This window comes from Actinomadura macra NBRC 14102, assembly GCF_001552215.1.
GTDB lineage: Bacteria > Actinomycetota > Actinomycetes > Streptosporangiales > Streptosporangiaceae > Spirillospora > Spirillospora macra.
In genome coordinates this window covers 189,707-214,020 of sequence record NZ_BCQT01000004.1, presented here as the reverse complement: position 1 = coordinate 214,020, position 24,314 = coordinate 189,707, and the positions used below count along the sequence as shown (strand labels likewise).

Genomic DNA, 24,314 nt, shown 5'->3' with positions numbered 1-24,314 from the left:
TAGGGCCATTTCGGGCATCCATGCATACTTAATGTGATGATCTGGAAACTGTCGACACATGACGGCGTGCGGTTCTAGGCTCTCCTGCGTTCCCCCGCACCCGTCCACCCGCCGAGTGAAAGTTCCGCCGAAGTGCCAAATCGAGGCCGCCCCATGGACTCAAACCCCGGCCGCCGGAGGGCGGGCCGGAAGGCCGCACGATTCAGATCCATCCGCTTCAAGGTCGTCCTGATGGTCACCGTTTCGGTGGTCTCGCTCGGCGTCCTCTGGGCGTTCGCCGCGAGCATCGCGCTCGGGGAGGGGCTCAACCTCCGGCACGTCGAGACCGTCCAGGACCACTACGGCTACCCGTCCGGCGCGCTCGGCAGCGCGCTGCAGAACGAGCGCCGGCTGTCGATGGTGTACCTCGGCGGCCACGCCGAGGGCGACCGCGCCTCGATGGAGTCCGGGCGGCTCGTCACCGACCGGCAGGCCGAGCTGTTCCGCACCCTCGTCCGCGACCCCGGCGCCCGGGACGCGGCGCCCGCGCAGGCCCGCCGGTTCGCCGACAAGATCATCGGCGGGCTGGACGCGCTGGCCGCCGGCCGCCGCGCCATCGACTCCGGCGCCACCGGCCGTCCCCGCGCGTTCGCCGACTACAGCGCGCTGCTGGCCGACGTCGGGTCGCTCCAGGGCTCGCTCGCCACCCTCGACAACTCCGAGGTCGCCAAGGACGCGCGCAACCAGGCGTCGCTGACCCGGGCCCGCGAGACGCTCGCGCAGGAGGACGCGCTCATCGCCGGCGCGCTCGCCGCCGGCCGGATGACCCCGATCGAGCACGCCCAGTTCGTCAAGCTCGTCGGGACGCAGCGCTCGCTGTACGGGTTCGCGGCGGCGGAGCTGCGCCCGTCCGACCAGTCCTACTACGAGCGCGTGGTCGGGATGCCCGAGTACGGCCGGCTCCGCGCCCTGGAAGACCGGTTCGTCGGGTCCGCACGTCAGGTCAGGGCCACCGGCACACCCGGCACGCTGTGGAAGACCACCGCCGACTCCAACCTCACCCGACTGCGCGGCCTGGAGCTCGCGGTGTCCGCGAGCGCCGAGCAGCGCGCCAAGCCGATCTCGGACGGCATCATCCTGCGGGTCGTCCTCGCGGGCGCGCTCGGGCTGGTCGCGGTGGCCGCCTCCCTCGTCATCGCGGTCTGGGTCGCCCGCTCGGTCATCCGCGAGCTGGCCCGGCTGCGCCGCGAGGCGATCGACCTGGCCGACGCGCGGCTGCCCGGGGTGATCCGCCGGCTGCGCCGCGGCGAGGAGGTCGACGTGGCCGCCGAGGCGCCGCCGCTGGCGTTCGGCACCCGCGAGATCGACCAGGTCGGCGAGGCGTTCAACGCCGCCCGGCGCACCGCGATCCAGAGCGCGGTCGAGGAGGCGACGCTGCGCCGCAACGTCAGCGACGTGTTCGTCAACCTCGCGCGACGCAGCCAGACGCTGCTGCACCGCCAGCTCAAGCTGCTGGACGCGATGGAGCGCCGGATCGAGGTCCCCGACGACCTGGAGGACCTGTTCCGCGTCGACCACCTCGCCACCCGCATGCGCCGGCACGCCGAAGGCCTGATCATCCTGTCCGGGCAGCCGCCCGGCCGGGGCTGGCGCAGCCCCGTCGCCATCGTGGACGTGGCGCGCGCCGCCGCGTCCGAGGTCGAGGACTACACCCGCGTCAACGTGGCGCCGATGAGCCGCGCCGCGATCGTCGGCCCGGCCGTCGCCGACGTGATCCATCTGCTCGCCGAGCTGATCGAGAACGCCACCGCGTTCTCGCCGCCGCACACCAACGTGCAGGTGCAGGGGCAGGCCGTCTCGCACGGCTACACGCTGGAGGTCGAGGACCGCGGTCTCAGCATGGACGAGCCGAGCCTCGCAGCCGCCAACGAGCGGCTCGCCAGCGCCGCGGAGTTCGACCTGTCCGACAGCGCGCAGCTCGGGCTGTTCGTCGTCGGACGGCTCGCGCGCCGGCACGGGATCAAGGTCACGCTGCGGACCTCCCCCTACGGCGGGATGACCGCGATCGTGTTGCTGCCGGAGGACCTCGTCGTCCGCGGAGACGGCGAGGGGCCGGCGGCCGCCGGGGCCCGCGCGCTCACCACCCGCCGCGCCGAGGACGCGCTCGTCCCCGTCGGCGCGGTCGTCGGCGACCGGCGGCACGCCGCGCCGTCCGAGGTCGGCCAGGGCGGCTCGGTGCTGCAACTGCCCTCCGGACGGCACGCCGCCGCCGAACCGCCCGGAACCCCCGAGCCGGCCATGCCCCCCGCAGCCGACCCCGCGGAACCGCCGGCGGCCGCAGGACGGCAGGACAACGTCTGGTTCGAGGGTCCGCCACCGGACGGCGCGTCCGGGACGACGGGCCCGCGCCCGGTGTTCGCGGAGCCCCTCCAGGGCCCGATCCCGCCGCAGCGGCAGACACCGGCGGCCTGGGGCGAGCCGCCCGAGCCCGACCCCTCCTACGACATGGAGCTGGACCGGACGCGGTCCACGCCGCAGCGCCTCCCGCGTTCCCCCCGCGAGGTGAGGCGGCGGCCTCCCGGCGCGGCCGGCGGTGCCGCCGAGCGACCGCCGCTGCCCAAGCGCGTCAAGCAGGAGAACCTCGCCTCGCAGTTGCGGGAGGAGGCCGCCGCCCCGCCCGCTCCGGAGCCGCGCCCCGACCGCTCACCGGAGGAACTGCGGACGATGATGTCGTCGATCCAGCAGGGCACCCGGCGCGGGCGCGCCGAGGCTCTCGACACCGAGGACTCTGACGGGCGATGAGCGGTCCTGGCAGCGAGTGGATCGATGAGGAGGCCGGGCCGATCGTCCGGTCGTACGCGCTCACGCGGGGACGCGCCAGACCCGCCACCGGCGAGCCCTTCGACATGATCACGATCATCGCGACCGCGTCGCGGCCCCGGCCCCGCGCACCGGGCATCGGCCCCGAGCACCTGGACATCCTGGAGATATGCCTCCAGCCGCAGCCCGTCGCCGAGATCGCGGCGCGGATGAAGCTGCCGCTGGTCGTCGTCCGCGTCCTGCTCGGCGACCTGCTGCACCACCGGCTCGTCGCCGTCACCCGCCCCCAGCCGGAGAGCACGCTCTCCAAGGAACACCTGCTCAGGGAAGTGCTCGATGGACTCCAAGCCCTCTGACCCCGCGACACCCGCCGCGGTCCCCGCCGGCGCGGTCGCGCCGGTCGCGGTGAAGATCCTCGTCGCCGGGGGGTTCGGGGTCGGCAAGACGACGCTCGTCGGCGCCGTCAGCGAGATCCGCCCGCTACAGACCGAGGAACTGCTCACCGACCAGGGCGTCGGTGTCGACGACACCGAGGGCGTCGAACAGAAGACCACCACCACGGTCGCGATGGACTTCGGCCGCATCACGATCCGCGACGGGCTCGTCCTGTACCTGTTCGGCACCCCCGGCCAGGACCGCTTCTGGTTCATGTGGGACGAACTGTCCTACGGCGCGCTCGGTGCCGTCGTCCTCGCCGACACCCGCCGACTCGCCGACTCCTTTCCCGCCGTCGACTACTTCGAGAACCGCCGGCTGCCGTTCGTCGTCGGGGTGAACTGCTTCGACGACGGCTACGACTACACCGGCGACGAGATCCGCGAGGCGCTCGACCTCGGTGGGGGCACCCCCGTGGTGCTGTGCGACGTGCGGGACCGCGCGTCTGGCAAGGACGTGCTGACGGCCCTGATGCGGCACGTTCTCGCCGTCCATCGCAAGGAAAGCCGCGGCGTCCCCGCCGGTTAGGCTGAGGCAAGATTCACAACAGGTGAGGTGACGTGTTCTGCGAGGTGAGGCGCACGCGTGCGCGGCTGTCGGACGGCCGCGAGATCGTCTACTACGACGAGACACCGGGCCGGGTGCCGGCGCCCGACCTGCGCGGCCTCCCGCCGGTCGAGCCGCTGTGCGAGACGCGACGCGACCCGCTGACCGGTGACCACGTGACGATCACCGCGCACCGCAACACCCGCACGTTCCTGCCGCCCGCCGACGAGTGCCCGCTGTGCCCCGGCGGCCCCGCCTCGGAGATCCCGGATGCCGGCTACGACGTCGCCGTGTTCGAGAACCGCTTCCCCTCCTTCGACGCCCGCACCCCCGGCGTCCCGCCGGTGGTGGACGGCGCGGCGGTCTTCGAACGGGCACGCGGCGCGGGACGCTGCGAGGTCGTGTGCTTCACCGACGACCACTCCGCCGCGCTGTCGCTGCTGCCGGTGACCCGCGTCCGCACCGTCATCGAGGCGTGGGCCGACCGCACCGCCGACCTGTCCGCGCTGCCCGGCATCGAGCAGGTGTACGTGTTCGAGAACCGCGGCGTCGAGATCGGCGTCACCCTGCACCATCCGCATGGGCAGATCTACGGCTACCCGTTCGTCACCCCGCGCACCGGACGGATGCAGGCGATGGCGGCCCGGCACCGCGCGTCCACCGGCGGTGAGCTGTTCGGCGACGTCCTCGCGGCGGAGCGCGCGGGCGCCCGGGTCGTGCTGCCCGGCGAGCACTGGACGGCCTTCGTCCCCGCCGCCGCCCGCTGGCCCGTCGAGGTGCACCTGATGCCGCATCGCCACGTCCCCGACCTGGTCGCCCTCACCGATGCCGAGCGCGCGGAGCTGGCCGTCCTGTACAAGGAACTCCTCCGCCGCTGCGACAGGCTTTACGACGTTCCGCTGCCGTACGTCGCGGCCTGGCACCAGGCCCCGATCGGCGAGGGCCGCGACCTCGTCCGCCTGCATCTGGAGCTGTTCTCCATCCGGCGCGCCGCCGACAAGATCAAATACTTGGCGGGCTCGGAGTCGGGCATGGCCGCCTGGATCAACGACGTCCCGCCGGAGCAGTCGGCCGCCCGCCTCCGCGAAGCCGGCTGACCGCGGTCAGCCGACCGCGGCGCGGTAGGGAGCCAGCGCCGCCTCGATCTTGCCGGGGCCGCCGCCGTCCGTCCACAGCTCGTACCACTCGTTGTCGGACGGGTCGAATGCCCGCACGAACACCCGCACCGCGAGGTCGCGCAGGTCAGGGTCTGCGCCGAACTCCAGATCCGCCAGGTACTTGCGCACGCTGCCGGTCAGCGGCACGGACGGGGCGAGGCGGGCCGTGACCAGGCACGCCGCCGCGAGTGCCTCCTCTATCTCGTCGCTGTCGAGATAGTCGTCGCGGTCCAGGACCGAGGCCATGGCCGAGCGGAGCGCGCCCGGCACCTCGGCCGGCGGACGATCGGTCAGCCCGCCCACGAAGTCCATCGCGGTGTCGTTGTCGAACGGTCCCTGCCCCCAAGCGCCCATGCGCCCTCCTGTTTCGACGGCATCGTTTCGATGCGTGGAAACCTAGCCGAACGCACCGACAACCCGCCGCCTGCACGGTGCCCGCCACCGCGGGGCGGCTTTTCCGGCACAAGCTGGAACGATCGTGAGCCGGTGCCCTAACCTCCGTCGCATGCTCCAAAGCGTGCCGGCCGGCCCGTCGGCGCCCGGGATGTTCGACGGCGTCGCGGTGACCGCCGCCGGAACCCCCCTCGCGTTCACCTCCCAGGCCGGGACGGGGGCGAACCTCGGCCAGGCATGGGACCTCGCATCCGGCTCGCCCCTCGGCCCGCCCGTCCCGGACTTCCCCGACGACCGCGCCGAATGGGCGTTCGGCCTCCCGGACGGCGCGCCCGTCGTCGTGTGGACGCGCCGTGACCGCATCCACGTCCACGACCTGCGCACGGGGGACGACCTCACGCTCGAACCGGACCGCTCCGCCCACCCCGACCTCGTGGGGCTGTCCTCGCACCACGGCCGGGGCGCGGTCGTCGCCGTCTTCGGCCCCGCCCACGACGCCGAGGTCGTCCTGTGGGACGCCGCCAACGGCGACCGCCTGGGCGAGTTCGGCGTCTGGCTCGGCCACTCGTCGGCCATCGACCGCCGCCTTCTGCCTGCGACGGGCCCGCTCGTCGGGCTGGTCTGCGACACCGAACGCGCCGGCGGCACCGACTGCTGCCAGGTCAGCATCCTGGACGTGGAGCGCGGTGCGGAGGTCGCCCGCCTGCCGTCCCCCGGCTCCCGCTGCGCGGCCTTCGCAGAGGGCCCGGCCGGTCCCGTCCTCGTACAGCCCGGTCTGACCGGCCTGGTCGTCCGCCACCTCGACGGCGGGCCGCTCGCCGAACTCCCCGCCCCCATCGTCTGCGACCAGGTGGCCGCCGCCTCCGCGTTCGGCCGCCTCCTGGCCGCCGCCGACACCCCCGGCGGCGCCGTCCTGCTCTGGGACGTCGCGGCGCCCGACGACCTGCGCCACATCCGGATGCCCGCGCCGATCAACGACCTGGCCCTGACCCCGGACGGGACCTCCGCCGTCGCCACCGACAACGGCCTCTACACGATCCCCCCATGCCTTTAGGCGTTGTTGCCTTGGGTGACGTCCTGGCATGAAAACGCCGGGGCCCGTCCGGTGTTCGGACGGGCCCCGGCGAAGCCGCGGTCAACGGGCGGCGAGTTCGTCCTCGGACGCCGCGGACTCCGCGTCGGCGGGACGTCCCGCATGGTCGCGGTCAGAGTCCACCGGCCGCCGCGACGGCCAGGCGTCGAGCTTCGTGCGACGAGGGTTCGCCAGAGGGTTGTCCATTGCTGCTGCTTTCCTCCCGTGCATCCGAACGGCCGGTTCCGGATCGCGCGGCATCCGGACCGGCCGAAAAGAAGATTTTCCCCGATGACCCACCTGGTTTAGCAAAATGGTCTAGACCTGGGCGCTCTCACCAGTGATAACACGCGCGTTCATGGCTCCATTCCGCGTACCGGCCGGCTGCCTGGAGTGCGGCGAGGGCGCCCGCGTCGCGGGTGTCGTCCCGTGCCCATCTCGCGGGCCCACGCCATGCTGTGCTTCCGCGCGCCGTCCAGATGCGGGTTCAGCCGGACCGGGTACGGGACGTAGAAATCGGGGAGTTCGAACGGTTGTATGGACCGGTCCGGCCTTTTACTGTGACGACACCTGTCTGGCGACGTAGAGCAATCGCAATGTGACCGATGGTGACAATCTCCTGGCTTGAATCCTTCGTCTCGTGGCGGGTAAGCCGAGGTCATGACGGAGTCACGCGAGGCGGCGAGGGTCGGGGACGATCCGGTGTCGCAGAACCTCGCGCTCGTTCGGCAAGTGGTCGAGGCGGCGCAGGAGGAGATGGCGGCCAAGGCCAGGCAGCGCGTGCCCGCGCTGCGGCTCGGCGCGCTGGCGGGGGCGCTCGGGTTGTTCGCCACCGCCGCGACCTACCGGATGAACGTGCAGTTGCTGGAGCGAAAACTCCCGCCCGAGTTGGCGTCCTTCGTCGCGGCGTTGGCGTACGGCGGCGGGGCGGGTGCTGCGGCGCTCGCGGCGTCCCGCAAGTGGCGCGGGCTGCCCGCGCCCCTGCCGACCGAGACGGTGCGGCGGGTCACCGAGATCCTCACCGAGGAAGACTGATGCCCGTCCGGTGATGACCATTACCGGTCGTCCAGCCATAAACGGGATGGCAGGGACAAAGAGCATCGAGGACGTACACTCCGGGCATGACGGCCGGGTTTCCCGGCCGCGCGGGCTTCCGCTCTCATCTCCGGCCCGCGTCCGGCCCCCGCCCCGCGGGGGCCGGGTGCCTCTGCCGGAGGAGCCGCCGGGCGAGCCGAACCGCGGTCCCCGCTCACGACGGGGACCGGACGCACGGCCTGACTCACCTCGGTGATCCGGGGTAGGGACCGGCTCATGGACAGCGAAGTCACTCCGATACACGCCGATATCACCCTCACCGTGAACGGGCAGGAGCACCGGCTCACCACGGATACCCGCGCGTCCCTGCTGGACGTGCTGCGCGAGGACCTCGGGCTGACGGGCTCGAAGAAGGGCTGCGACCACGGGCAGTGCGGTGCGTGCACCATCCTGCTCGACGGGCGCCGCGTGAACGGGTGCCTTGCGTTGGCGGTCGCCCATGACGGCGCCGAGATCGTCACCGTGGAGGGCCTCGCGCGGGACGGGCGGCTCAGTCCTGTCCAGAAGGCGTTCGTCGATCATGACGGCTTCCAGTGCGGCTACTGCACTCCCGGTCAGCTCTGCTCCGCGACGGCGGTGCTGGACGAGGCGGAACGCGGCTGGCCCAGCGCGGTGACCCAGGACCTCGGCTCCGAACCCGTCCTGGACGAGGACGAGATACGGGAACGCATGAGCGGCAACCTGTGCCGCTGCGGTGCCTACGTGGGCATCGTCGCGGCGGTGAAGGACGCGGCGGCGCGCGAGAAGGCGAGCGGCGGCAAGACCGGCAGGGAGGCGGCGGAAGCATGAGGCCTTTCGCATACGAGCGCGCCACGAGCGTGGAAGACGCTCTCGCCCGGCACCACGACGGGGCCGTCTACCTTGGTGGCGGAACCAACCTCGTGGACCTGATGCGGCTCGGAGTGGAGGAACCGACCCGGCTCGTGGACGTCGCGCACCTGCCCTATGACCAGATCCAGCTGAAGCCGGACGGCGGGCTCGTCATCGGCGCGACGGTGAGCAACAGTGACCTGGCCGCGGACCGGACCGTGCGCGAGGGGCATCCCGTCCTGACCCAGGCCGTGCTCGCGGGCGCGTCCGGACAGATACGCAATCTCGCCACGGTCGGCGGCAACCTCCTGCAACGCACCCGCTGTTCCTATTTCCAGGACGCCTCCAAGCCGTGCAACAAGCGCGAACCGGGCAGCGGATGCCCGGCCAGGGAAGGCGAACACCACAACCTCGCGATCCTCGGCCACTCGGACGCGTGCGTGGCGACGCACCCGTCCGACATGGCGGTGGCCCTGGCCGCGCTGGACGCGTCGGTCCAGGTCCAAGGGCACGCCGGAGAGAGGTACATCCCGTTCGAGGACTTCTACAGGCTCCCCGACGACGAGCCGGAGCGGGACACCACCCTCGCGCCGGGGGAACTGGTCACGGCCGTGGAGGTGCCCCCGCTCGGCATGCCGTCCCGCTACCGCAAGGTCAGGGAACGCGCGTCGTTCGCGTTCGCGCTCGTCTCGATCGCCGCCGCGCTGCGGGTGGAGGACGGCGCGGTGCAGGAGGTTCGGCTCGCCTTGGGCGGTGTGGCGCACAAACCGTGGCGGGCCAGGCGCGCCGAGGACGTGCTGCGCGGGGCGCCGGCGACGCAGGGGTCCTTCCTGCGCGCCGCGGAGGCCGAACTGGAGGCCGCCGAGCCGCTGCGCGACAACGCCTACAAGGTGCCGCTGGCGCGCAACCTGATCGTCCGGACGCTGATCGAGCTGGGAGAGGGCACATGACCGATCGGCTGGAGGGCCGCGAGAAGATCACCGGGGAGGCGCGCTACGCGTTCGAGTACCCCGTCGAGGGCGTCGCCTACGCGGCGGCCGTCCAGGCGAGCGTCGGACGGGGCGAGGTCACCTCGGTCGGCACCGAGGAGGCGCTGCGGCTTCCCGGCGTCCTGGCCGTCCTGTCGTGCGAGAACGCACCGCGGCTGAACGAGGTGGACGACGGGGAACTCGCCCTCTTCCAGTCACGGAAGGTCTCCTACCGCGGCCAGTTCGTCGCCGCCGTCGTCGCCGAGACGCTGGAAACGGCTCGGGAGGCGGCCAGGCTCGTCCGCGTCGACTACAGGTCGGAGACCCCGGACGTGCGGCTGCGCGCCGACCACCCCGGCCTCTACAAGCCCGAGTCGGTCAATCCGGGCTTTCCCGCCGACACCGGCCAGGGCACCCCGGACGAGGCGTTCGCGAACTCGGCTGTCCGCGTGGACGCCACCTACACGACCCCCGCCGAGCACAACAACCCGATGGAGCCGCACTCCACGATCGCCCGGTGGGATGAGGACGGAACCCTCACGCTCTACGACTCGAACCAGGGCTCGTCGATCGTCCAGAGCACGCTCGCCCGGATCTTCGGCCTGGACGTCGGCCAGGTGCGCGTCGTGGCGCCGCATGTGGGCGGCGGGTTCGGCGCCAAGGGGACGCCCCGGCCGAACGCCGTCCTCACGGTGATGGCCGCACGTGCCGCCGGACGTCCCGTCAAGTTCGCCGTGCCCCGGCAGCAGATGTTCGCCACGACCGGCTACCGGACGCCGACCATCCAGCGGATCCGGCTCGGCGCCGACGAGGACGGGCGGCTCAACGCGATCGTGCACGAGGTGGTCGAGCAGACGTCCACCGTCCGGGAGTTCGCCGAGCAGACCGCGACACCCACCCGCGTCATGTACCGGGCGCCGCACCGCCGGACGTCGCACCGGCTGGCGCGCCTGGACGTCCCCACGCCGTCCTGGATGCGGGCGCCCGGCGAGACGCCCGGCATGTTCGGGCTCGAGTCGGCCATGGACGAGCTGGCGGTCGCCGCCGGGATCGACCCCATCGAGCTGCGCGTCCGCAACGACACCGACCGGGAGCCCGAGAGCGGCCTGCCGTTCAGCTCCCGCGGCCTCGTCGCCTGCCTGCGCGAGGGCGCCGACCGGTTCGGCTGGGTGGCCCGTGACCCCGAGCCCGGTGTCCGCCGGCAGGGCCGCAAGCTCCTCGGGACGGGTGTGGCCGCCTCGACCTACCCCGCCTACATGCAGCCCAACAGGGCGACGGCCCGCGCCGAGCCGGACGGGACGTTCACCGTCCGGATCGCCGCCTCCGACATCGGCACCGGCGCCCGCACCGCGCTCGCCCTGATCGCGGCCGAGGCGCTCAAGGCGGATCTCGACCGGGTGCGGATGGAGATCGGCGACAGCGCGTTCCCCAAGGCGTCGGTCGCGGGCGGTTCCGCCGGGACGTCGAGCTGGGGGACGGCCGTGGTCCGCGCCTGCGAGGCGCTGCGCGGCAGGTTGAACGGCGCCGTCCCGCCCGAGGGAGTGGAGGCGTCCGCCGACACCGCCGAGGAGGTCAAGGGGCGGGACGAGTACGCCCGGCACGCGTTCGGCGCGCAGTTCGCCGACGTCGAGGTCGACGTCGACACCGGCGAGGTCCGTGTCCGCCGGATGCTCGGCGTCTTCGCGGCCGGGCGGATCATCAACCCGAAGACGGCGCGGTCCCAGTTCATCGGCGGCATGACGATGGGTCTCGGCATGGCGTTGCTGGAAGAGAGCGTGATGGACGCCGAGTTCGGCGACTACCTCACCCGTGACCTCGCGCAGTACCACGTCCCGGCCTGCGCGGACGTCCGCGACATCGAGGCGGTGTGGGTCGAGGAGTCCGACCCGCACCTGAACCCGATGGGCACGAAGGGCATCGGGGAGATCGGCATCGTCGGCGCCGCCGCGGCGATCGCCAACGCCGTCTATCACGCCACCGGGGTCCGTGTCCGCGACCTGCCCATCACCCCGTCCCGGCTGCTTCCGGAACTCTGACCGCGTGCGGCCTCACGCGGCCTCGCGCGGCCACCGCGGTGGCGCGAAGTGGCCCGTGGCCGGCGTTTGACGATCACCCCGCGGGAGTAGGAAACGGGCACATCGCCCAAACGCGGACGGGCATGCCCGGATCTCACCCGAGGAGCTGATCGGCGTGGTCACCGGCGTCGACCCCGGCGGAGACCCCTCCCCGGACGAATGGCCTGCGCGCCTGGACGTCGGCGCGCTGCTGCGGGACGGCTGGCGTCCGACGCCGTTCCGGCAGTTCGTGGTCAAGGTGCACAGCCCTGCAACCTGGCCTGCGACTACTGCTACCTGTACGAGATGGCGGACCAGGGCTGGCGCGGCAAGCCGCGCCGGATGCCGCGCGCCACCCTGGACCAGGTCGCGGTGCGGATCGCCGAACACGCACGCGACTTCGGCCTGGACGAGGTCGAGGTCTTCCTGCACGGGGGGCGAACCGCTGCTGGCGGGGACCGAGCATCTGCGCTACGCCCTCGACGCGTTCCACGGTGCGCTCTCCGGTTCGCGGGTGAAGGTGACGGTGCGCGTGCAGACCAACGGCGTGCTGCTCAACACGGCCTTCCTGCGCCTGTTCGACGAGCGGGACGTCCTCGTCGGCGTGAGCGTGGACGGTGACCGGCGGGCGCATGACCTGCACCGGCGCCGGCGCGGCGGCGAGGGCAGCCACGCGGACGTCTCCGCGGGCCTGGCACGGCTCACCGCACCCCCTACCGTCGCCTGTTCGCCGGCCTCCTGAACGTCGTCGACCACTCCTTCGAGACGGCGCTGCTGCTGCCCGCCATCGCCGCCCGCCAGATCGGCGAGCGGGCCCTGTCCGACCAGTGCCTGTCCTGCGAGGCGGCACTGATCTGCGGCGGCGGCCTGTACATGCACCGCCACCGGAAGGGCGGCGGATTCCTGAACCCGTCGGTCTACTCCGGCGACCTCCGCAAGCTGATCGGCCATGTGCGGGCGGCGGTGGCCGAGGACGTGGCGGCGCTCCAGAGTCGTGGACGGAGCCGTGACCGGTGACGGCGGCCGGCCACGGGATCCCGGAGAGCGCGTTCCTCGCGCTGGCCGCCGGCGCGGGCGGCGAGGCGGCCGTCCGGTACCTCCGCGCCGCCGAGCACGGCAAGCATCTGCTGCTCGTCCGGCACCTGCGGGACGTGGCGGAGTCGACCGGGCACCCCGGCGCCGGGCGGACGCGAGAGGCGTACGCGGTCCTCGCGGAGATCGAGAAGGCCGACCCGGACGCCGTGGCGGCGGTGCTGCGCTATCCCACCGTGGGCGTGTGGGCGCGCCGCACGCTGCTGGCGCTCCAGGGGCACGGCACGCTCCCGGCCCGCCCGGAGCAGATGGCCGCCCTCGCGGCGGCAGCGGCGGTCCGGGCGGGCCGCGCGGCCGACATCGAGGTCCCGGCCGGCCGCGGGACGGTCCTGCTGCCCTCCCTCGGACGCGCCGTCTTCCCCGCGGGCACCGGCTCGGCGGTCGTCCGCGCCGGGCACCGCCCGTCCCTCACGGCGGACGGCCTGACGATCTGTGTCCCGGCCGATCCGCACGAGGACGCCCCCGGCTGGCAGGCGCTGCGCGTGCTGACCGCCGAGCACCGGGGGAGCAGGGCCCGGTTCGTCCTGGACGACCTCGACCCCGACCGCATGCCCGGCGCCACCGTCCTGTCCCGCCGGCTCACTGGCCCGGAACTGGCCCGGTGGCGGGCGACCCTGCGGCGGGCCTGGGCGCTGCTGGCCCGGCGGCACTGGACGATCTGCGCGGAGACGACCGGCGCGGTCACGGCGCTCACCCCGCTCGCGTCGGACGGCGCCGGGCACACGAGCGCGACCGCGCGGCACGCCTTCGGCGCCGTCGGCCTCTCCCCGCCGTACGGCTCCCGGTTCCTGTCGGTGACGTTCGCGCACGAGGTCCAGCACACCAAGCTCACCGCGCTGCTCGACCTGGTGGCCCTCACCGAACCCGACGACGGGAGGCGCTACTACGCGCCCTGGCGAAACGATCCGCGCCCGGTCGCCGGCCTCCTCCAGGGCGCGTACGCGCATCTCGGCATCGCCGGCTTCTGGCGGAGGCAACGCCATCACGAGCCGTCCGCCCTCGCGCTGAGCGCCCACACCGACTTCGTCCGCTGGCGCGACGCGGCCCTGTGGATCGCGCGGACCCTCGTCGCGAGCGGCCGTCTCACCGCGCCGGGCGAGACGTTCGTCGCCGGGATGTGCCGGACCCTGGAGGCGTGGCGGCGCGAACCCGTCCCGCCCCCGGCGATCGTCGCCGCCCGCACCGAGGCCGACCGCCACCTGTCGGACCGGTGCGCGGACCACGGCCCGCTCGTCCCCGTCCAGCAGGCGACACGACCCCGCTGACCGGCGTCCTCAGACAGGCGGGTCGACGTCGCAGTCCAGGTGGTGGCCTTCCACGGCCACCACGGTGCCCCTGTGCTCCGCGCCCAGAGTCTCGGTGAACGCCTGCACCGTCTCGGCGGGCGGGCGCGGCCCGGTGCCGGAGGCGACCGGAGCCGGTCGCGCCGGACCCCGGTCCGGTGGCCAAAAGGGCACGGGCGGGAAATTCTCAATATTGAGCAAACCCGGCGAAAGGCGTGGTGAGTCGGTTACGATCCACTTTCCGTCCAGTCGAGCGCACCGCCGTTTCCGGTGACCGAGGGCCGTCCGTTGACCACACAGCCAGAGACGCCACGGCGACCATCACACCCCTTCGTGGGAGCCCGCCCCTTCGCCGTGTCCGACGGGTGGCGCCTGTTCGGGCGGACGGGCGAGACCGGCGCGCTGGCCGACCTCTGGGAGAACTATCGGCTGACGATTCTGCACGGCCCGCCCGGCGTCGGAAAGACGTCGCTGCTGAGCGCCGGCGTCATCCCGAGGCTGAGGGCGCGCAATGCGCGGGTGCTCCCGGTGGGCCGCGCGGCGTACCGTCCGACGATTCCGATGGCCTTCCAGACCGACCCGAATCCCTACGTCCTGACGCTGCTGCACGGCTGGGATCCCGCCGAGGCTGTCCGGCGCCGCCCCGGACTCTCGCTCGGCGACTTTCTGCACGACTATGCCGCTACCGGCCGGGACGCGAACCGTACGCCCACGTTCGCCGCCATCGACCAGGCCGAGCTGGTGCTGCGCATGTCCCGGACGCACGAGGACCGAAGGCGCCGGTTCCTGCGGCAGCTGCGCGAGGCGCTGGTGTCCCGCCCGGACGCGCGCATCCTCGTCTCGGTCCGCACCGAGGACATGGACGAGATGTCGCGGCTCTGCAAGGGGCTGGGCGACGTGCCGTTCGCCGAGTTCCCTCTCGACCCCCTCGGCCCGGGCGCCCTCACCGAGGTCGTCCAGCGCACGCTGGACGCCACCGGCCGGCCCTCCGCCGCGGATGAGGCACGGCGGTTCGTCGACGAGCTGCGTGCCGTGCCGGGACCGGACGGCGGAAAGGCGGGCCTGGAGCCGACCGCCGACCTGACGCTCCTGCAGATCGTGGGGGCTCACCTCTGGCCGGACGACCCCTCACCGGACGCGCCGCCGGAGCCCGACTCCCCGGGGCGGCTGCGCGCGGAGGCCGACCACGCCATCGGCGCCTACTGCGCGGAGGTGCTGGCCGAGACCGCCGCCGTCCACGATGTCCCGCGCGGTCAGGTGGCCGGGTGGGTGCGCGAACTCGTCCGCGCCGGTGCGTCCATGGCGTCCGGACGGGCGGACGCGGTGCTGCGCACGCTGGCGGACCGGCACCTCGTCCGGCCGCGCCTGCGGGGTGCCGTGACCACCTACGAGCTGCAACATCCGCGGCTCGCGGGCCCGCTGCTCGACCTGGGCCGATGGCCCGATCCCGACCTCGGTGCGTCCGGCCACATGCGCGCCGCCGCGATGGCCTTCGCCGACGGGGACTTCGACCTGGCCGCCGAGCATGCCCGGCAGGCCGCGCAGGCCTGCGAGCCGGACGGGATGAGGCAGGCCGCCGAGATCGAGACGTTCCTCGCCGACGTCGCCTACGAGCGGGCGACCGTGGCCGGGCCGTCCCGCGGGCACGCGCCGCTGGCCGAGGCCGAGCACCGCTACCGCACCGCCGCCGCCATGCGCGAGGCGCTCGGCGACGGGGTGGCCGTCGGGCGCCTGTACGCGGCGGCCGGGCGCAGCCGGCTCCAGCGTGACGGGAAGGGCACCGCGCTGGAGGAGTTCCAGGTCGCCAACGCGCGCCTGCCGCACGACCCGACCATCCGGATCGGTCTCGCGCAGGCGCTCTGGCAGTCGGGGCAGCCGCAGTACGCGATCGACCGGCTGAACGAGGTCATCGACCGCGACGGCGCGATTCCCGAGGCGCTGCGGCTGCGCGGGGAGATCCGGGCCGACCAGGGCCTCGCCGAGTCCGCGCTGCGGGACTTCGCCCGCATCGGCGACCAGCCGCCCCCCTCCTCCACCGTGGCCGCGCACGCGCTCGCGCTGGCCACGCTGTCGCGGACCGAGGCGGCCGTGCGCGAGCTGGACGGCGCCGTCGTGGACGAGGTCGACGACGGGCCGGTGCTGCTGCGCGCCGCCCGCGTGCAGCAGCTGCGCGGAGACGCCGAGGCCGCGGTCCGGCTCGCCGACCGGGCCGTCTCCGCCCGGCATCCGCCGTTGCCGTCCCACCAGCTCCCGACGGCGGAACGGTTGCGCCGGCCATGAGCGCCTTCCTCGCGGCGCTCGTCACGGGGATCTTCACGGTGCAATCGGGGTCAGGTCGCCCCCATGTCTTTCCCAGGTTGGTCAGGTTCGAGCGGTTCCCGTCGAGTTTCCATCAGCACCCCGGCGTCCGCAGGGTGAAAGGCGCGGAACGCGCCTCTCCGTCCCCGGAAACAGCCGCGCAGCCTGAACAAGATGGCCTTGGAACGCTCCCGAATATTGCCGCACGTCGGTTTTCCGCGCGGGGGCCTCCAGAAAGTGGGCACAGATGAGAACCTGGCCTGGACGGGGCGCCACCTGGGCGCGCTTCGGCCGGAGGGCGAGGAGCGGATGACGGTCTGGCGGATCACCGGTGGTGAAGGCGGCCCGGTGCCGCGGCCCGTTCCCCGGTACGACCGCGTCGAACTCGACACGGCGCTGCTGCGCATCGCGTCCGCGTCCGGCTCGCCATGGCTCCGCCTCACCGGCGACGTCGACGTCTCCAACGCACCCGATCTGGCCCGTGCGCTGCGGGCGGCGGACGCCCGCTCCCCGGGCGATGTCCACCTCGACCTGTCCGGGGTCGACTTCATCGACGTCGCCGGCCTTCGAGCGATCACCAAGGCCGCCCGTGCCCTGGACGATCGCGAACGCGTGCTCGTCCTGCATTCGGTCACGCCGCACCTCGACAAGCTCGTCCGCCTCATCGGCTGGGACGCGACCCCGGGGCTGCTCACCCATTGCAGGTCCCGCCAGGCCCCCTGACCTTCACCGCCGGGCGACCACCGGTTGCGAATCGATCGCCGGTGACGAGAGGGGACGAGCGGAATTTCGCGGCGGACGTGGGCCGGGGTTCAATAGGCTATCCAACATGCCGGAACTGTCCGTATATCCCGATCCGGAACGGCTGCTGGGATGCCTTCTCGGCGGGGCGATCGGGGACGCGCTCGGCGCGCCGCTCGAAGGGCTCTCGCTGGACGGCATCCGCGACCGGTACGGTCCGGACGGCCCCGACGGGTTCCAGGCGGAGCGGTTCGGTGCGGGTGCGATCACCGATGACACGCAGCTGACGATGTTCACCGCGCACGCGCTGGTCCAGGCGTCCGCGCGCGCCAGGGCGAAGGGCATCGGCGGCGCCGCGCCCGGCATGCTCCAGATCGCCTACCTGACCTGGCTCCGGGGGCAGGGGGAGGAATTCCCCGAACAGGACATGGTCGGCGGCGGGTGGCTCGTCCAGGAGCGGGCGCTGATGACACGGCGCGGGCCCGGCCGGTCGACCCTGAGCGCCCTGCGGAAGGCGGCGGAGCGGCAACGGCCGGGGATACCGCTCGGTACCGTCGTCGAGCCCATCAACGACTCCAAGGGGTGCGGTGGCGTCATGCGGGCCGCGCCGTGCGGGTTCGGGTTCTCCGATCCCGCGCACGCGTTCGACATGGGGTGCCAGGCCGCCGCCCTCACCCACGGCCACTCAAGCGGGTACCTGCCGGCGGGGGTCCTCGCCGCCATGGTGTGGGCGCTGGTGCGCGGCGCGGAGATCCCCGAGGCGCTGCACCTTGCCCGCGAGCAGCTCCAGCGGCGTCCCGGCAATCGCGAGACGCTGGAGGCTCTGGCCAGGGCGGTGCGGCTCGTCGGCGAGGGACCGGCGACGCCGGAGCGACTGCAGACGCTCGGCGGCGGCTGGACGGGCGAGGAGGCCATCGCCATCGCCGTGTACGTGGCGCTCGTTCCCGGCGAGGCCGCCGAGCGGATGCGGCTGGCCGTCACCCACGGCGGCGACAGCGACTCCACGGGCGCCATCTGCGGCAACATCCTCGGCGCCCGGTACGGCGCCGGGGCCTTCCCCGAGCCGTGGCGGGACGGGGTGGAGGTCCGCGGGGCGGTCGCCCGGCTCGCCGCCATGTGCTCCGCCGAGTGCGGTCCGAACCCTCCGGACGACGACACCGGCCACCCGACCCGGTAGCGGGCTCCGCTACCGAGAACCCGGCTACTGAGAACCCGCCAAGCGAGAACCCGGCAAGTGAGGAAACCCATGAGCAGCCCGGACCAGGGGAACACGTATCTGGAGAAGGTCGTCGCGCAGCAGGCGGTGCTGGAGGACGACCTGCGCGCCCGCCGCCCTCCGGCGCCGGCCGCGCCCGGCGCCGTGCCGCCCCCGCCGCAGAGCCCGATCGCCAAGCGCAGCCGGGCGCTCGGCGCGCCGCCGTCCGGCGATGCGTCGCGGCCCGGGCAGGTGGAGGTGCGGATCAGCGGATTCTGGCGCTGGAAGAACGTGCTCGTCCCGCCGAACGCGTTCGTCGTGCACACCCGGCGCGGGCGGGCGGAGCCCCTGCACATCGGGCTCGGCGTGTCGTTCCGGTACAACCCGTCCACCGACTCGTTCCTGGTGGTCCCGGGCGCGACGCAGACCATCCTGATCAACGCGTACTGCATCTGCCACGAGCTCCAGGGGGTACTCGTCCAGGGCTACGTCCAGTGGATCATCCAGGACTTCGGCACCGCCTACCGCAAGCTGGACTTCGGGGCCGAGGACGACCCGATGCGGCTGGTGAACCTCCAGCTCAGGGAGCAGGCGGAGGCGGCCATCAAGGACAAGGTCTCCACGATGCGGGTCCGGGACGTCCTGAGCGACAAGCAGCCCATCATCGAGGAGCTGACGGCCCGGCTGCGCGCGGTCGCCGAGGGCGAGGACAACAGCGACCAGGGCCTCGGCCTGCGCATCGTGACGGTGCAGATCAAGGAGGCGGTGGTCAGTTCGTCCCGCCTCTGGGAGAACCTCCAGAAGCCCTACCGCGCGGAGCAGAGCCAGATCGCCCGGCTCGCCGAGCTGGAGGCGCAGGAGGTCGTCGCGCAGCGCGAGATGGCCGCCGCGCGGATCAAGGAGACGCAGCGGCTGGAGCACGAGCGGGAGCTGGCCGAGCTGCGGGCCCGCAACGAGGCGGGGCTGTTCGACACCGAGGTCGCGGAGAAGCTGCGCCGGACCAAGCGCGAGCACGACGACGCCCGCGAGGTCGCCGAGCTGCAGACCGAGACCACCCGGCACGCACTGCGGATGGAGCGGGAACGGCACGCGGAGGAGACCGAGATGGGACGGCTGCGCATCGAGGGGGAGCAGGAGCTCAAGCGCCTCCAGGTCGACGCCGAGCTGGCGGTGTCGGCCGCACGCGCCCGCTCGCGGCACGAGCAGGATCTCCTGGAGCTGGAACGGGAGCGGGCCCGCGCCGAGGTGGAGAACGGGCGCACCCCCGCGGCCCTCCAGGGGCAGCTCGTCCGGACCCTCCCGGAGATCATGTCCAGGCTGCCCAAGCCGGACGAGCTGCGGACCGTCACCGTCAACGGCGCCGACCAGACGAGCGTCGCCGGCCTGGTCACCCAGCTCGCCGCCGTGATCTCCGCCCTTCGCGCCGCCGCCGGGACGCCTAGCGAGTGACCGCCAACGGGGGGAAGGCGAGGGGAGGGCCACCAGGGCGCGCCGGAAGGGATCGGGCTGGCAGAGATTCGGTCCGAGCCCGCGGAGGCTTCGGCCCGCCGCCCGCGGCGGGGAGGACGGTGGGGCTCGGGGGCAAAGAGGCAGGTGGCGGGGTCAGTGGGAGTCGGGAGGCGGGCGTGCTCGACCCACTACCCGGCAGTAGCGGACGTAACCGGCGCACGGGAAGTAACCGGAATGGCACGCATTTCTATTCTTCGGGGGCCTCCACGGGGTTAATATTCGCTTGATTCCAGTCGACGGGGCAGAGGCACGGTCAGGAGACTCGCGTGGATCTCGGTCCCCATCACCTCAGGATGATCGAGGCCGTCGCCGCGACAGGCAGCATCAGCAAGGCCGCGGCCAGGCTCAACCTGACCCAGCCCGCGGTGAGCACGATGCTCCGCAGGGTCGAGGGTCACCTGGGCGTGCAGTTGTTCGTCCGCTCCCCGGAGGGGGTGGTGCCGACGCCGGTCGGCGAGGAGGTGGCGACGCGGGCCCGCGCGGCGCTGGCCTGCATCGACGACCTCAACGCGGCGCTCGCGCACCGGCGCAGCGATCCCTCGCCCCTGCCGTTGCTGCGGATCGGGGTGCAGGCGTGCCCTCCGCTGACGCGGCTGAGCGACCAGCTCGACCTGCTGTCCCCGGGAACCCGCCTCCAGTTGCGCGTGGACCAGGGCGGCGGGCGCATCCCGGCTCTGCTGGCATCGGGTGCGCTGGACATCGGGCTCTTCCAGGAGCCGGTGGACTACACGGCGCCTGTGCTGGAGGGGCTCGAACGGCTCGTCCTCGTGGAGTGCGAGCCCGCGCTCGTCGGCATGTCGACCGCCAGTCCGCTTGCCGCGGCGCCGACCATCGATCTGGCGGATCTGGCGGATCAGGACTGGCTGGACGATCCCCTGGACGACGGCCCCTGGCCGGCGTACTTCCGGGGTGTGTGTGCCGGCGCTGGCTTCCAGCCGCGCGTGCGGTTCTGGTCCACCGACTGGCAGATCGCCACCTCGCTCATCCGGTCGGGGCGCGCGATCGGCATCTATCAGCCGACCGCGGCCCCGCGCGACGGGATGGCCTTCCGTCGCATAACCGGCGACCCGCTGGGGCAACGGGTCGTCCTGGTGTGGCGGCCCGAGGTGGAGCAGGCGGCTGGCCGCCTGCGGGGATTCTTCAACGACGTGTACATGGAGCTCGTCCGCGACCAGCGCGTCTACGGCGAATGGTGGGACGAACATCCTGAGGCGCACCCGGCTCTGCCGGTCGCCACGTCCTGAAGTGCTCCACCCGGGCCACCGTGGCCAGGGGGGGTCGGCGGGTCCCGGGGCAGCGGTCCCCGGGACCCGCACGTTCATCGGCCGGGCACCTGCTAGCCCTGCACCCGGCGGCGCCGGGCGACGACGATGCCGGCCGCCGCCGCCGCGGCGCCACCGGCGCCCAGTGCCATCAGGGCCGGTGCCGGGCCCCGATCCGGCGCCGGCTTGCTGACGCCGGTCGAGGGCGAGAAGCCGCCCAGCTTCCCGGACTGCTGGTACTGCGAGCCCGGGAGTTTGTCGGCGTACCGCGTGTGGACCAGTCGCTGGTACGCCGCCACCGTCACGCCCGACTTTCCGACAGACGAGACGGCGGTGTCATTGAGCCCGGTGACGCGGCCGTTGGCCAGCCGGTACCAAGCGTGAATCTGCGGTTCCGTGAACACCGTGCCACCCGCCGCCTTTGCCGGGTACACGGCCTCGTCCAGGCCGGAGGCGATGTTCCACACCTTCCAGCTCTTGCCGCTCTTGCTCAGCCACATGGTGGCCTGCTGGCCGGTCGTCGACTTCGCGCCGATCGCCATGTAGGAGAACGTCGCCACGGGCGCGTTCGCCTCACCCTTCACGAAGGAGGGGCTGAGCGAGTAGACGGACTGGGCCGAGCCTTCGAGGCGGGGGGCCTTGGCGGCGGCCTGGGCCTTGGTGACGGACTGGTCGGTCACCAGCTGGCCCTGCTGCTGCCGCTCGTAGCGTACAAAGAAGGAGGACAGCTGCTGCTGCGCCGCCTGGGTGGACGCGGCCTTCGTGGCTGCGGCCGAGTCGGAGGGAGCCGGGCCCGCGGCCATCGCCGCGTTGCCGCCCATGAACACCGTCACGCCGAGTCCGGCGGTCAGCGCCGCCGCGGAGAGCTTCGCAGTGCTACGCATCATCAAGCTCCCACCTTGTAGAGAGCCTGTCCCCAACGGAACTGGCTGTTGTTGGTGTAGCTGCTGTGCGACATCTCCGAGTAGCGCGGGCTGGCGGGCCACGGGTCGCCATAGGCCAGCGTCTGGCCGGTGTAGCCGTAGATGACCTGGGCGTGTCCGCCGCCGGCCGTCCAGTAGATACCGGTCTCGATCGGGCGCTTGCCGTCGATCTCTTCCTTGACGGCGGCGTAGGAGAGCGGGTTGCTCACCTGGCCGACGGAAAGGCCGAGCTTGCGGAAGGCCGTCTGGTCCCATTCGAGCTGACCAGGCTGGTTCGGGCACTGGGTGCCCGCGGTGCGGTTACGCGCGAGGTTGCAGAACTCGTTCTGGCTGACGTTTCCCTTACCGTGGAACTTGGCGATCGTCAGCCCGCTGGCTGCCCAGCACCACTGATTCTGTTCCTGGACCTCCTGATTGATCTTCAGGTTGTCCGCTGAGGCGATCCCGGGGGACGCCGCGACGGTGGCTGCTGCCAACCCCGCGACTCCGCACGCGATGCGCCAACGTGCCCGGGCGGGTCGGGTACGCGTTGCCATTCGCTTCCGCCTATTCTCCCGGCGATGCGGCGTGGAACCCGTGCGCGGGAAGAGAAGGGAGCAAAACCCCACCGGTGCCGGGGGAATTCCGAGCGGGGAGGCCCGTGCGCGAGTTCGAAGGAACGCCCTAACAGTCTCATTTGCGGCAAAGGCCAGGTAATGTCAGCTGGGCATAACCGGGGTGAATGGCCCCATCCCGGACATGTGTCGCAGCCTAGACGGTGGCGCCGACCTGCGCGGATGGAAGACAGACGGTCACCCGCAGGCCGCCCTCTTCCCCCGGACGGGCGGTGACGGACCCGCCGTGCGCGCGGACGATGGACTGCACGATCGACAGCCCGAGTCCCGCGCCCTTCGAGGTGACCACCCGGTCGGAATCGAGCCGGTGGAACGGTTCGAACAGCGCCGGGATCTCGTAGGGCGGGACGGCGGGCCCGGAGTTCGCCACGACCAGGACGGCCTGCCCGCCGCTGGTGCGGCAGGTGACCCGGACGAAACCGCCCGGCCCGGAGTTGTGCCGGATGCCGTTCTCCACCAAATTCTGAACGACCCGTTCGAGTAGGAGCGCGTCCCCGGTCGTGACGGCCTCGCCCGGCTCCTCCTGGACGCTCACCCCGGCAGCCTCGGCCTCCGCGGCGGTCTGCGCCGCCACATGCCCGACGACGTCGGCGAGGTCGACCGGGGCGCGGCCGGTGATCTCGTTCTCCGACCGGGCGAGCAGCAGCAGGCCCGTGATCAGCCGTTCGTGCCGCGCGTTGATCTGCAACAGCGTCTCGCCGAGCTGTAGGACGTCCGCGGACGCCGACCGGCGGTGCATCGCGACCTCGACCAGCGCCCGGCCGAGCGTGAGCGGGGTGCGCAGCTCGTGGGAGGCGTTGGCGACGAAGCGGCGCTGCCCGTCGAAGGACCGGTCGAGCCGCTCGACCATCGTGTCGAAGGTGTCGGCGAGCTTCTTGACCTCGTCGTCCGGCCCGCGCAACGAGATCCGCTCGTGCAGGCCGCGGTCGGCGGCGGGCGCTGCGGCGATCCGCCGCGCCGTCTCGGTCACCCGGTGCAGCGGCGCGAGGACCTGGCCCGCGATCAGCCAGCCGAACCCCGCCGCGACGCCCCCGACGAGCAGCAGCGCGATCGACCCCTGTGTGATCAGCGAGGTCGTCGCCGCCTCGCGCACGCCCTCGCGCTGCGTCTTCAGCCAGCGCTCCAGGTCGGCCATGGACCTCGCCTCCTCCTGACCGGTGGGCACCGGTCTGGCCTCTCCCTGGGGTGTGGCGTTGGAGCCCGCGGAGCCCGCGGGCGCGGTGGTGGTCGTCCGGGCGAGCACCTTGGTGCCCTCCCTCGACATCTGCTGGTCGAACAGCGCGTAGGTGACCCCGAGCAAGACGAGACCCGCGACGAGGAACAGCCCTCCGTAAGTCAGCGTCAGCCGGGCCCGGAGCGACAGGTGGCGCAGGTTCATCCGGCGCAGTCTCATCTTGCGGGGCCTCCTCATGGGATCCGGTACCCCACTCCCTTGACGGTCTCGACGACGGGCGGCTCGGCGAGCTTGCGCCGCAGCTTGAGGACGGCCAGGCGGACGGCGCCGGTGAACGGGTCCGCGTACTCGTCCCACGCCTTCTCCAGCAGCCGCTCGGCGGAGACGACCGCGCCGTCCGCGACGAGCAGCTCGGTGAGCACGGCGAACTCCTTTTTCGCCAGCGGGACGTACCGGCCGTCCCGGAACACCTCGCGACGCGCCGGATCGAGGGTGATGCCCGCGCGGCGCAGCACCGGCGGCGCGGCGGGTCGCGCCCGCCGGCCGAGCGCGAGGACGCGGGCGGCCAGCTCGGGGAACGCGAACGGCTTGGTGAGGTAGTCGTCGGCGCCGAGCCCGAGCCCCGCGACCCGGTCGGTGATCTCGGCGGCGGCGGTGAGCATCAGCACCCGCGCCGCCACGTCGCCCCGGACCAGTTCGCGGCAGACGTCGTCGCCGTGCACGAGCGGCAGGTCCCGGTCCAGGACGACGACGTCGTAGTCGTGGACGCCCGCGCGCTCCAGCGCCGCCGCCCCGTCGTAGGCCAGATCCACGGCGTGCGCTTCGTCGCGCAGCCATTCCGCTATCGCGTCGGCGAGCAGCCGCTCGTCCTCCACCACCAGTACCCGCATCTCG

The 24,314-nt window shown here is 72.8% G+C and carries 24 protein-coding genes; 17 read left to right on the top strand and 7 right to left on the bottom strand.

Features of this window, described 5'->3' with window-relative positions; translation table 11 throughout:
* Positions 1 to 231 precede the first annotated feature (231 nt).
* Genes AMA02S_RS05720 through galT form a run of 4 tightly spaced genes read left to right on the top strand, consistent with a single transcriptional unit; the run spans position 232 to position 4,877 of the window.
* Positions 232 to 2,781, top strand: a complete 2,550-nt coding sequence (locus AMA02S_RS05720) for a nitrate- and nitrite sensing domain-containing protein (protein ID WP_169806784.1) — start codon at positions 232 to 234, stop codon at positions 2,779 to 2,781.
* Positions 2,778 to 3,155 carry a DUF742 domain-containing protein gene (locus tag AMA02S_RS05715; protein ID WP_067452706.1) on the top strand — a complete coding sequence of 126 codons (378 nt, stop codon included), beginning with the start codon at positions 2,778 to 2,780 and terminating at the stop codon, positions 3,153 to 3,155. The genes AMA02S_RS05720 and AMA02S_RS05715 overlap by 4 nt, the downstream gene beginning before the upstream one ends.
* Entirely contained in the window at positions 3,136 to 3,762 is a 627-nt protein-coding gene (locus tag AMA02S_RS05710) for a GTP-binding protein (RefSeq protein WP_067452703.1), read from the top strand. Before AMA02S_RS05715 ends, AMA02S_RS05710 begins: the two co-directional genes overlap by 20 nt.
* 44 nt (positions 3,763 to 3,806) lie before the next feature.
* Positions 3,807 to 4,877: a galactose-1-phosphate uridylyltransferase gene (gene galT, locus AMA02S_RS05705; RefSeq protein WP_067453896.1), complete on the top strand. Its 1,071-nt coding sequence runs from the start codon at positions 3,807 to 3,809 to the stop codon at positions 4,875 to 4,877.
* 6 nt (positions 4,878 to 4,883) lie between these two features.
* On the opposite strand, the gene AMA02S_RS05700 is transcribed toward galT, so the two are convergent.
* Positions 4,884 to 5,291 (bottom strand): DUF4259 domain-containing protein, encoded by a 408-nt coding sequence (locus AMA02S_RS05700; protein WP_067452700.1) that lies wholly within the window; start codon positions 5,289 to 5,291, stop codon positions 4,884 to 4,886.
* A 151-nt stretch (positions 5,292 to 5,442) separates the two neighbouring features.
* On the opposite strand from AMA02S_RS05700, the gene AMA02S_RS05695 reads away from it, so the two are divergent.
* On the top strand, positions 5,443 to 6,384 hold the full coding sequence (locus AMA02S_RS05695) for a WD40 repeat domain-containing protein (protein ID WP_067452697.1): 942 nt from the start codon (positions 5,443 to 5,445) through the stop codon (positions 6,382 to 6,384).
* Positions 6,385 to 6,465: 81 nt separating this feature from the next.
* Here AMA02S_RS05695 and AMA02S_RS41375 read toward each other — a convergent pair whose 3' ends face one another.
* Positions 6,466 to 6,609 carry a hypothetical protein gene (locus AMA02S_RS41375; RefSeq protein WP_157430405.1) on the bottom strand — a complete coding sequence of 48 codons (144 nt, stop codon included), beginning with the start codon at positions 6,607 to 6,609 and terminating at the stop codon, positions 6,466 to 6,468.
* Positions 6,610 to 7,062: 453 nt separating this feature from the next.
* On the opposite strand from AMA02S_RS41375, the gene AMA02S_RS05690 reads away from it, so the two are divergent.
* From AMA02S_RS05690 to AMA02S_RS05665, 7 genes are all read left to right on the top strand, one after another.
* Positions 7,063 to 7,437, top strand: a complete 375-nt coding sequence (locus AMA02S_RS05690; RefSeq protein WP_067452694.1) for a phage holin family protein — start codon at positions 7,063 to 7,065, stop codon at positions 7,435 to 7,437.
* A gap of 276 nt (positions 7,438 to 7,713) precedes the next feature.
* Positions 7,714 to 8,286, top strand: a complete 573-nt coding sequence (locus AMA02S_RS05685; protein ID WP_245667368.1) for a (2Fe-2S)-binding protein — start codon at positions 7,714 to 7,716, stop codon at positions 8,284 to 8,286.
* A complete protein-coding gene (locus tag AMA02S_RS05680; protein ID WP_067452691.1) occupies positions 8,283 to 9,257 on the top strand; it encodes an FAD binding domain-containing protein in 975 nt (324 codons plus the stop codon). The genes AMA02S_RS05685 and AMA02S_RS05680 overlap by 4 nt, the downstream gene beginning before the upstream one ends.
* Complete coding sequence (locus AMA02S_RS05675) at positions 9,254 to 11,311, top strand: xanthine dehydrogenase family protein molybdopterin-binding subunit (RefSeq protein WP_067452688.1); 2,058 nt, start codon at positions 9,254 to 9,256, stop codon at positions 11,309 to 11,311. The genes AMA02S_RS05680 and AMA02S_RS05675 overlap by 4 nt, the downstream gene beginning before the upstream one ends.
* 544 nt (positions 11,312 to 11,855) lie before the next feature.
* The gene (locus tag AMA02S_RS43975; RefSeq protein ID WP_245667367.1) at positions 11,856 to 12,071 is read left to right on the top strand and encodes a hypothetical protein; all 216 of its coding nucleotides are present in this window, start codon (positions 11,856 to 11,858) and stop codon (positions 12,069 to 12,071) included.
* A 131-nt stretch (positions 12,072 to 12,202) separates the two neighbouring features.
* Positions 12,203 to 12,346, top strand: coding sequence for a hypothetical protein (locus AMA02S_RS43970; RefSeq protein ID WP_245667366.1), 144 nt, complete (start codon positions 12,203 to 12,205; stop codon positions 12,344 to 12,346).
* Positions 12,343 to 13,686 (top strand): HEXXH motif domain-containing protein, encoded by a 1,344-nt coding sequence (locus AMA02S_RS05665; RefSeq protein ID WP_245667365.1) that lies wholly within the window; start codon positions 12,343 to 12,345, stop codon positions 13,684 to 13,686. The genes AMA02S_RS43970 and AMA02S_RS05665 overlap by 4 nt, the downstream gene beginning before the upstream one ends.
* 9 nt (positions 13,687 to 13,695) lie before the next feature.
* On the opposite strand, the gene AMA02S_RS05660 is transcribed toward AMA02S_RS05665, so the two are convergent.
* Positions 13,696 to 13,878 carry a hypothetical protein gene (locus AMA02S_RS05660; RefSeq protein WP_067452682.1) on the bottom strand — a complete coding sequence of 61 codons (183 nt, stop codon included), beginning with the start codon at positions 13,876 to 13,878 and terminating at the stop codon, positions 13,696 to 13,698.
* Positions 13,879 to 14,037: 159 nt separating this feature from the next.
* Between AMA02S_RS05660 and AMA02S_RS05655 the strand changes: the two genes are divergently transcribed.
* From AMA02S_RS05655 to AMA02S_RS05635, 5 genes are all read left to right on the top strand, one after another.
* A complete protein-coding gene (locus tag AMA02S_RS05655) occupies positions 14,038 to 15,984 on the top strand; it encodes an nSTAND1 domain-containing NTPase (protein ID WP_157430404.1) in 1,947 nt (648 codons plus the stop codon).
* Positions 15,985 to 16,239: 255 nt separating this feature from the next.
* Complete coding sequence (locus AMA02S_RS05650) at positions 16,240 to 16,725, top strand: STAS domain-containing protein (RefSeq protein WP_169806783.1); 486 nt, start codon at positions 16,240 to 16,242, stop codon at positions 16,723 to 16,725.
* Between the two features lie 106 nt (positions 16,726 to 16,831).
* Positions 16,832 to 17,920, top strand: a complete 1,089-nt coding sequence (locus AMA02S_RS05645) for an ADP-ribosylglycohydrolase family protein (protein ID WP_067452674.1) — start codon at positions 16,832 to 16,834, stop codon at positions 17,918 to 17,920.
* A 69-nt stretch (positions 17,921 to 17,989) separates the two neighbouring features.
* Positions 17,990 to 19,387 (top strand): SPFH domain-containing protein, encoded by a 1,398-nt coding sequence (locus AMA02S_RS05640; RefSeq protein ID WP_067452671.1) that lies wholly within the window; start codon positions 17,990 to 17,992, stop codon positions 19,385 to 19,387.
* Positions 19,388 to 19,713: 326 nt separating this feature from the next.
* Entirely contained in the window at positions 19,714 to 20,691 is a 978-nt protein-coding gene (locus AMA02S_RS05635) for a LysR family transcriptional regulator (protein ID WP_067452668.1), read from the top strand.
* A gap of 92 nt (positions 20,692 to 20,783) precedes the next feature.
* Here AMA02S_RS05635 and AMA02S_RS05630 read toward each other — a convergent pair whose 3' ends face one another.
* From AMA02S_RS05630 to AMA02S_RS05615, 4 genes are all read right to left on the bottom strand, one after another.
* A complete protein-coding gene (locus AMA02S_RS05630; protein ID WP_067452665.1) occupies positions 20,784 to 21,596 on the bottom strand; it encodes a hypothetical protein in 813 nt (270 codons plus the stop codon).
* Positions 21,596 to 22,108, bottom strand: a complete 513-nt coding sequence (locus tag AMA02S_RS05625) for a papain-like cysteine protease family protein (RefSeq protein WP_218004863.1) — start codon at positions 22,106 to 22,108, stop codon at positions 21,596 to 21,598. Before AMA02S_RS05625 ends, AMA02S_RS05630 begins: the two co-directional genes overlap by 1 nt.
* Before the next feature lie 274 nt (positions 22,109 to 22,382).
* Entirely contained in the window at positions 22,383 to 23,639 is a 1,257-nt protein-coding gene (locus AMA02S_RS05620) for a sensor histidine kinase (protein ID WP_157430403.1), read from the bottom strand.
* A 14-nt stretch (positions 23,640 to 23,653) separates the two neighbouring features.
* The gene (locus AMA02S_RS05615) at positions 23,654 to 24,310 is read right to left on the bottom strand and encodes a response regulator transcription factor (RefSeq protein WP_067452658.1); all 657 of its coding nucleotides are present in this window, start codon (positions 24,308 to 24,310) and stop codon (positions 23,654 to 23,656) included.
* Between the last annotated feature and the right edge of the window lie 4 nt (positions 24,311 to 24,314).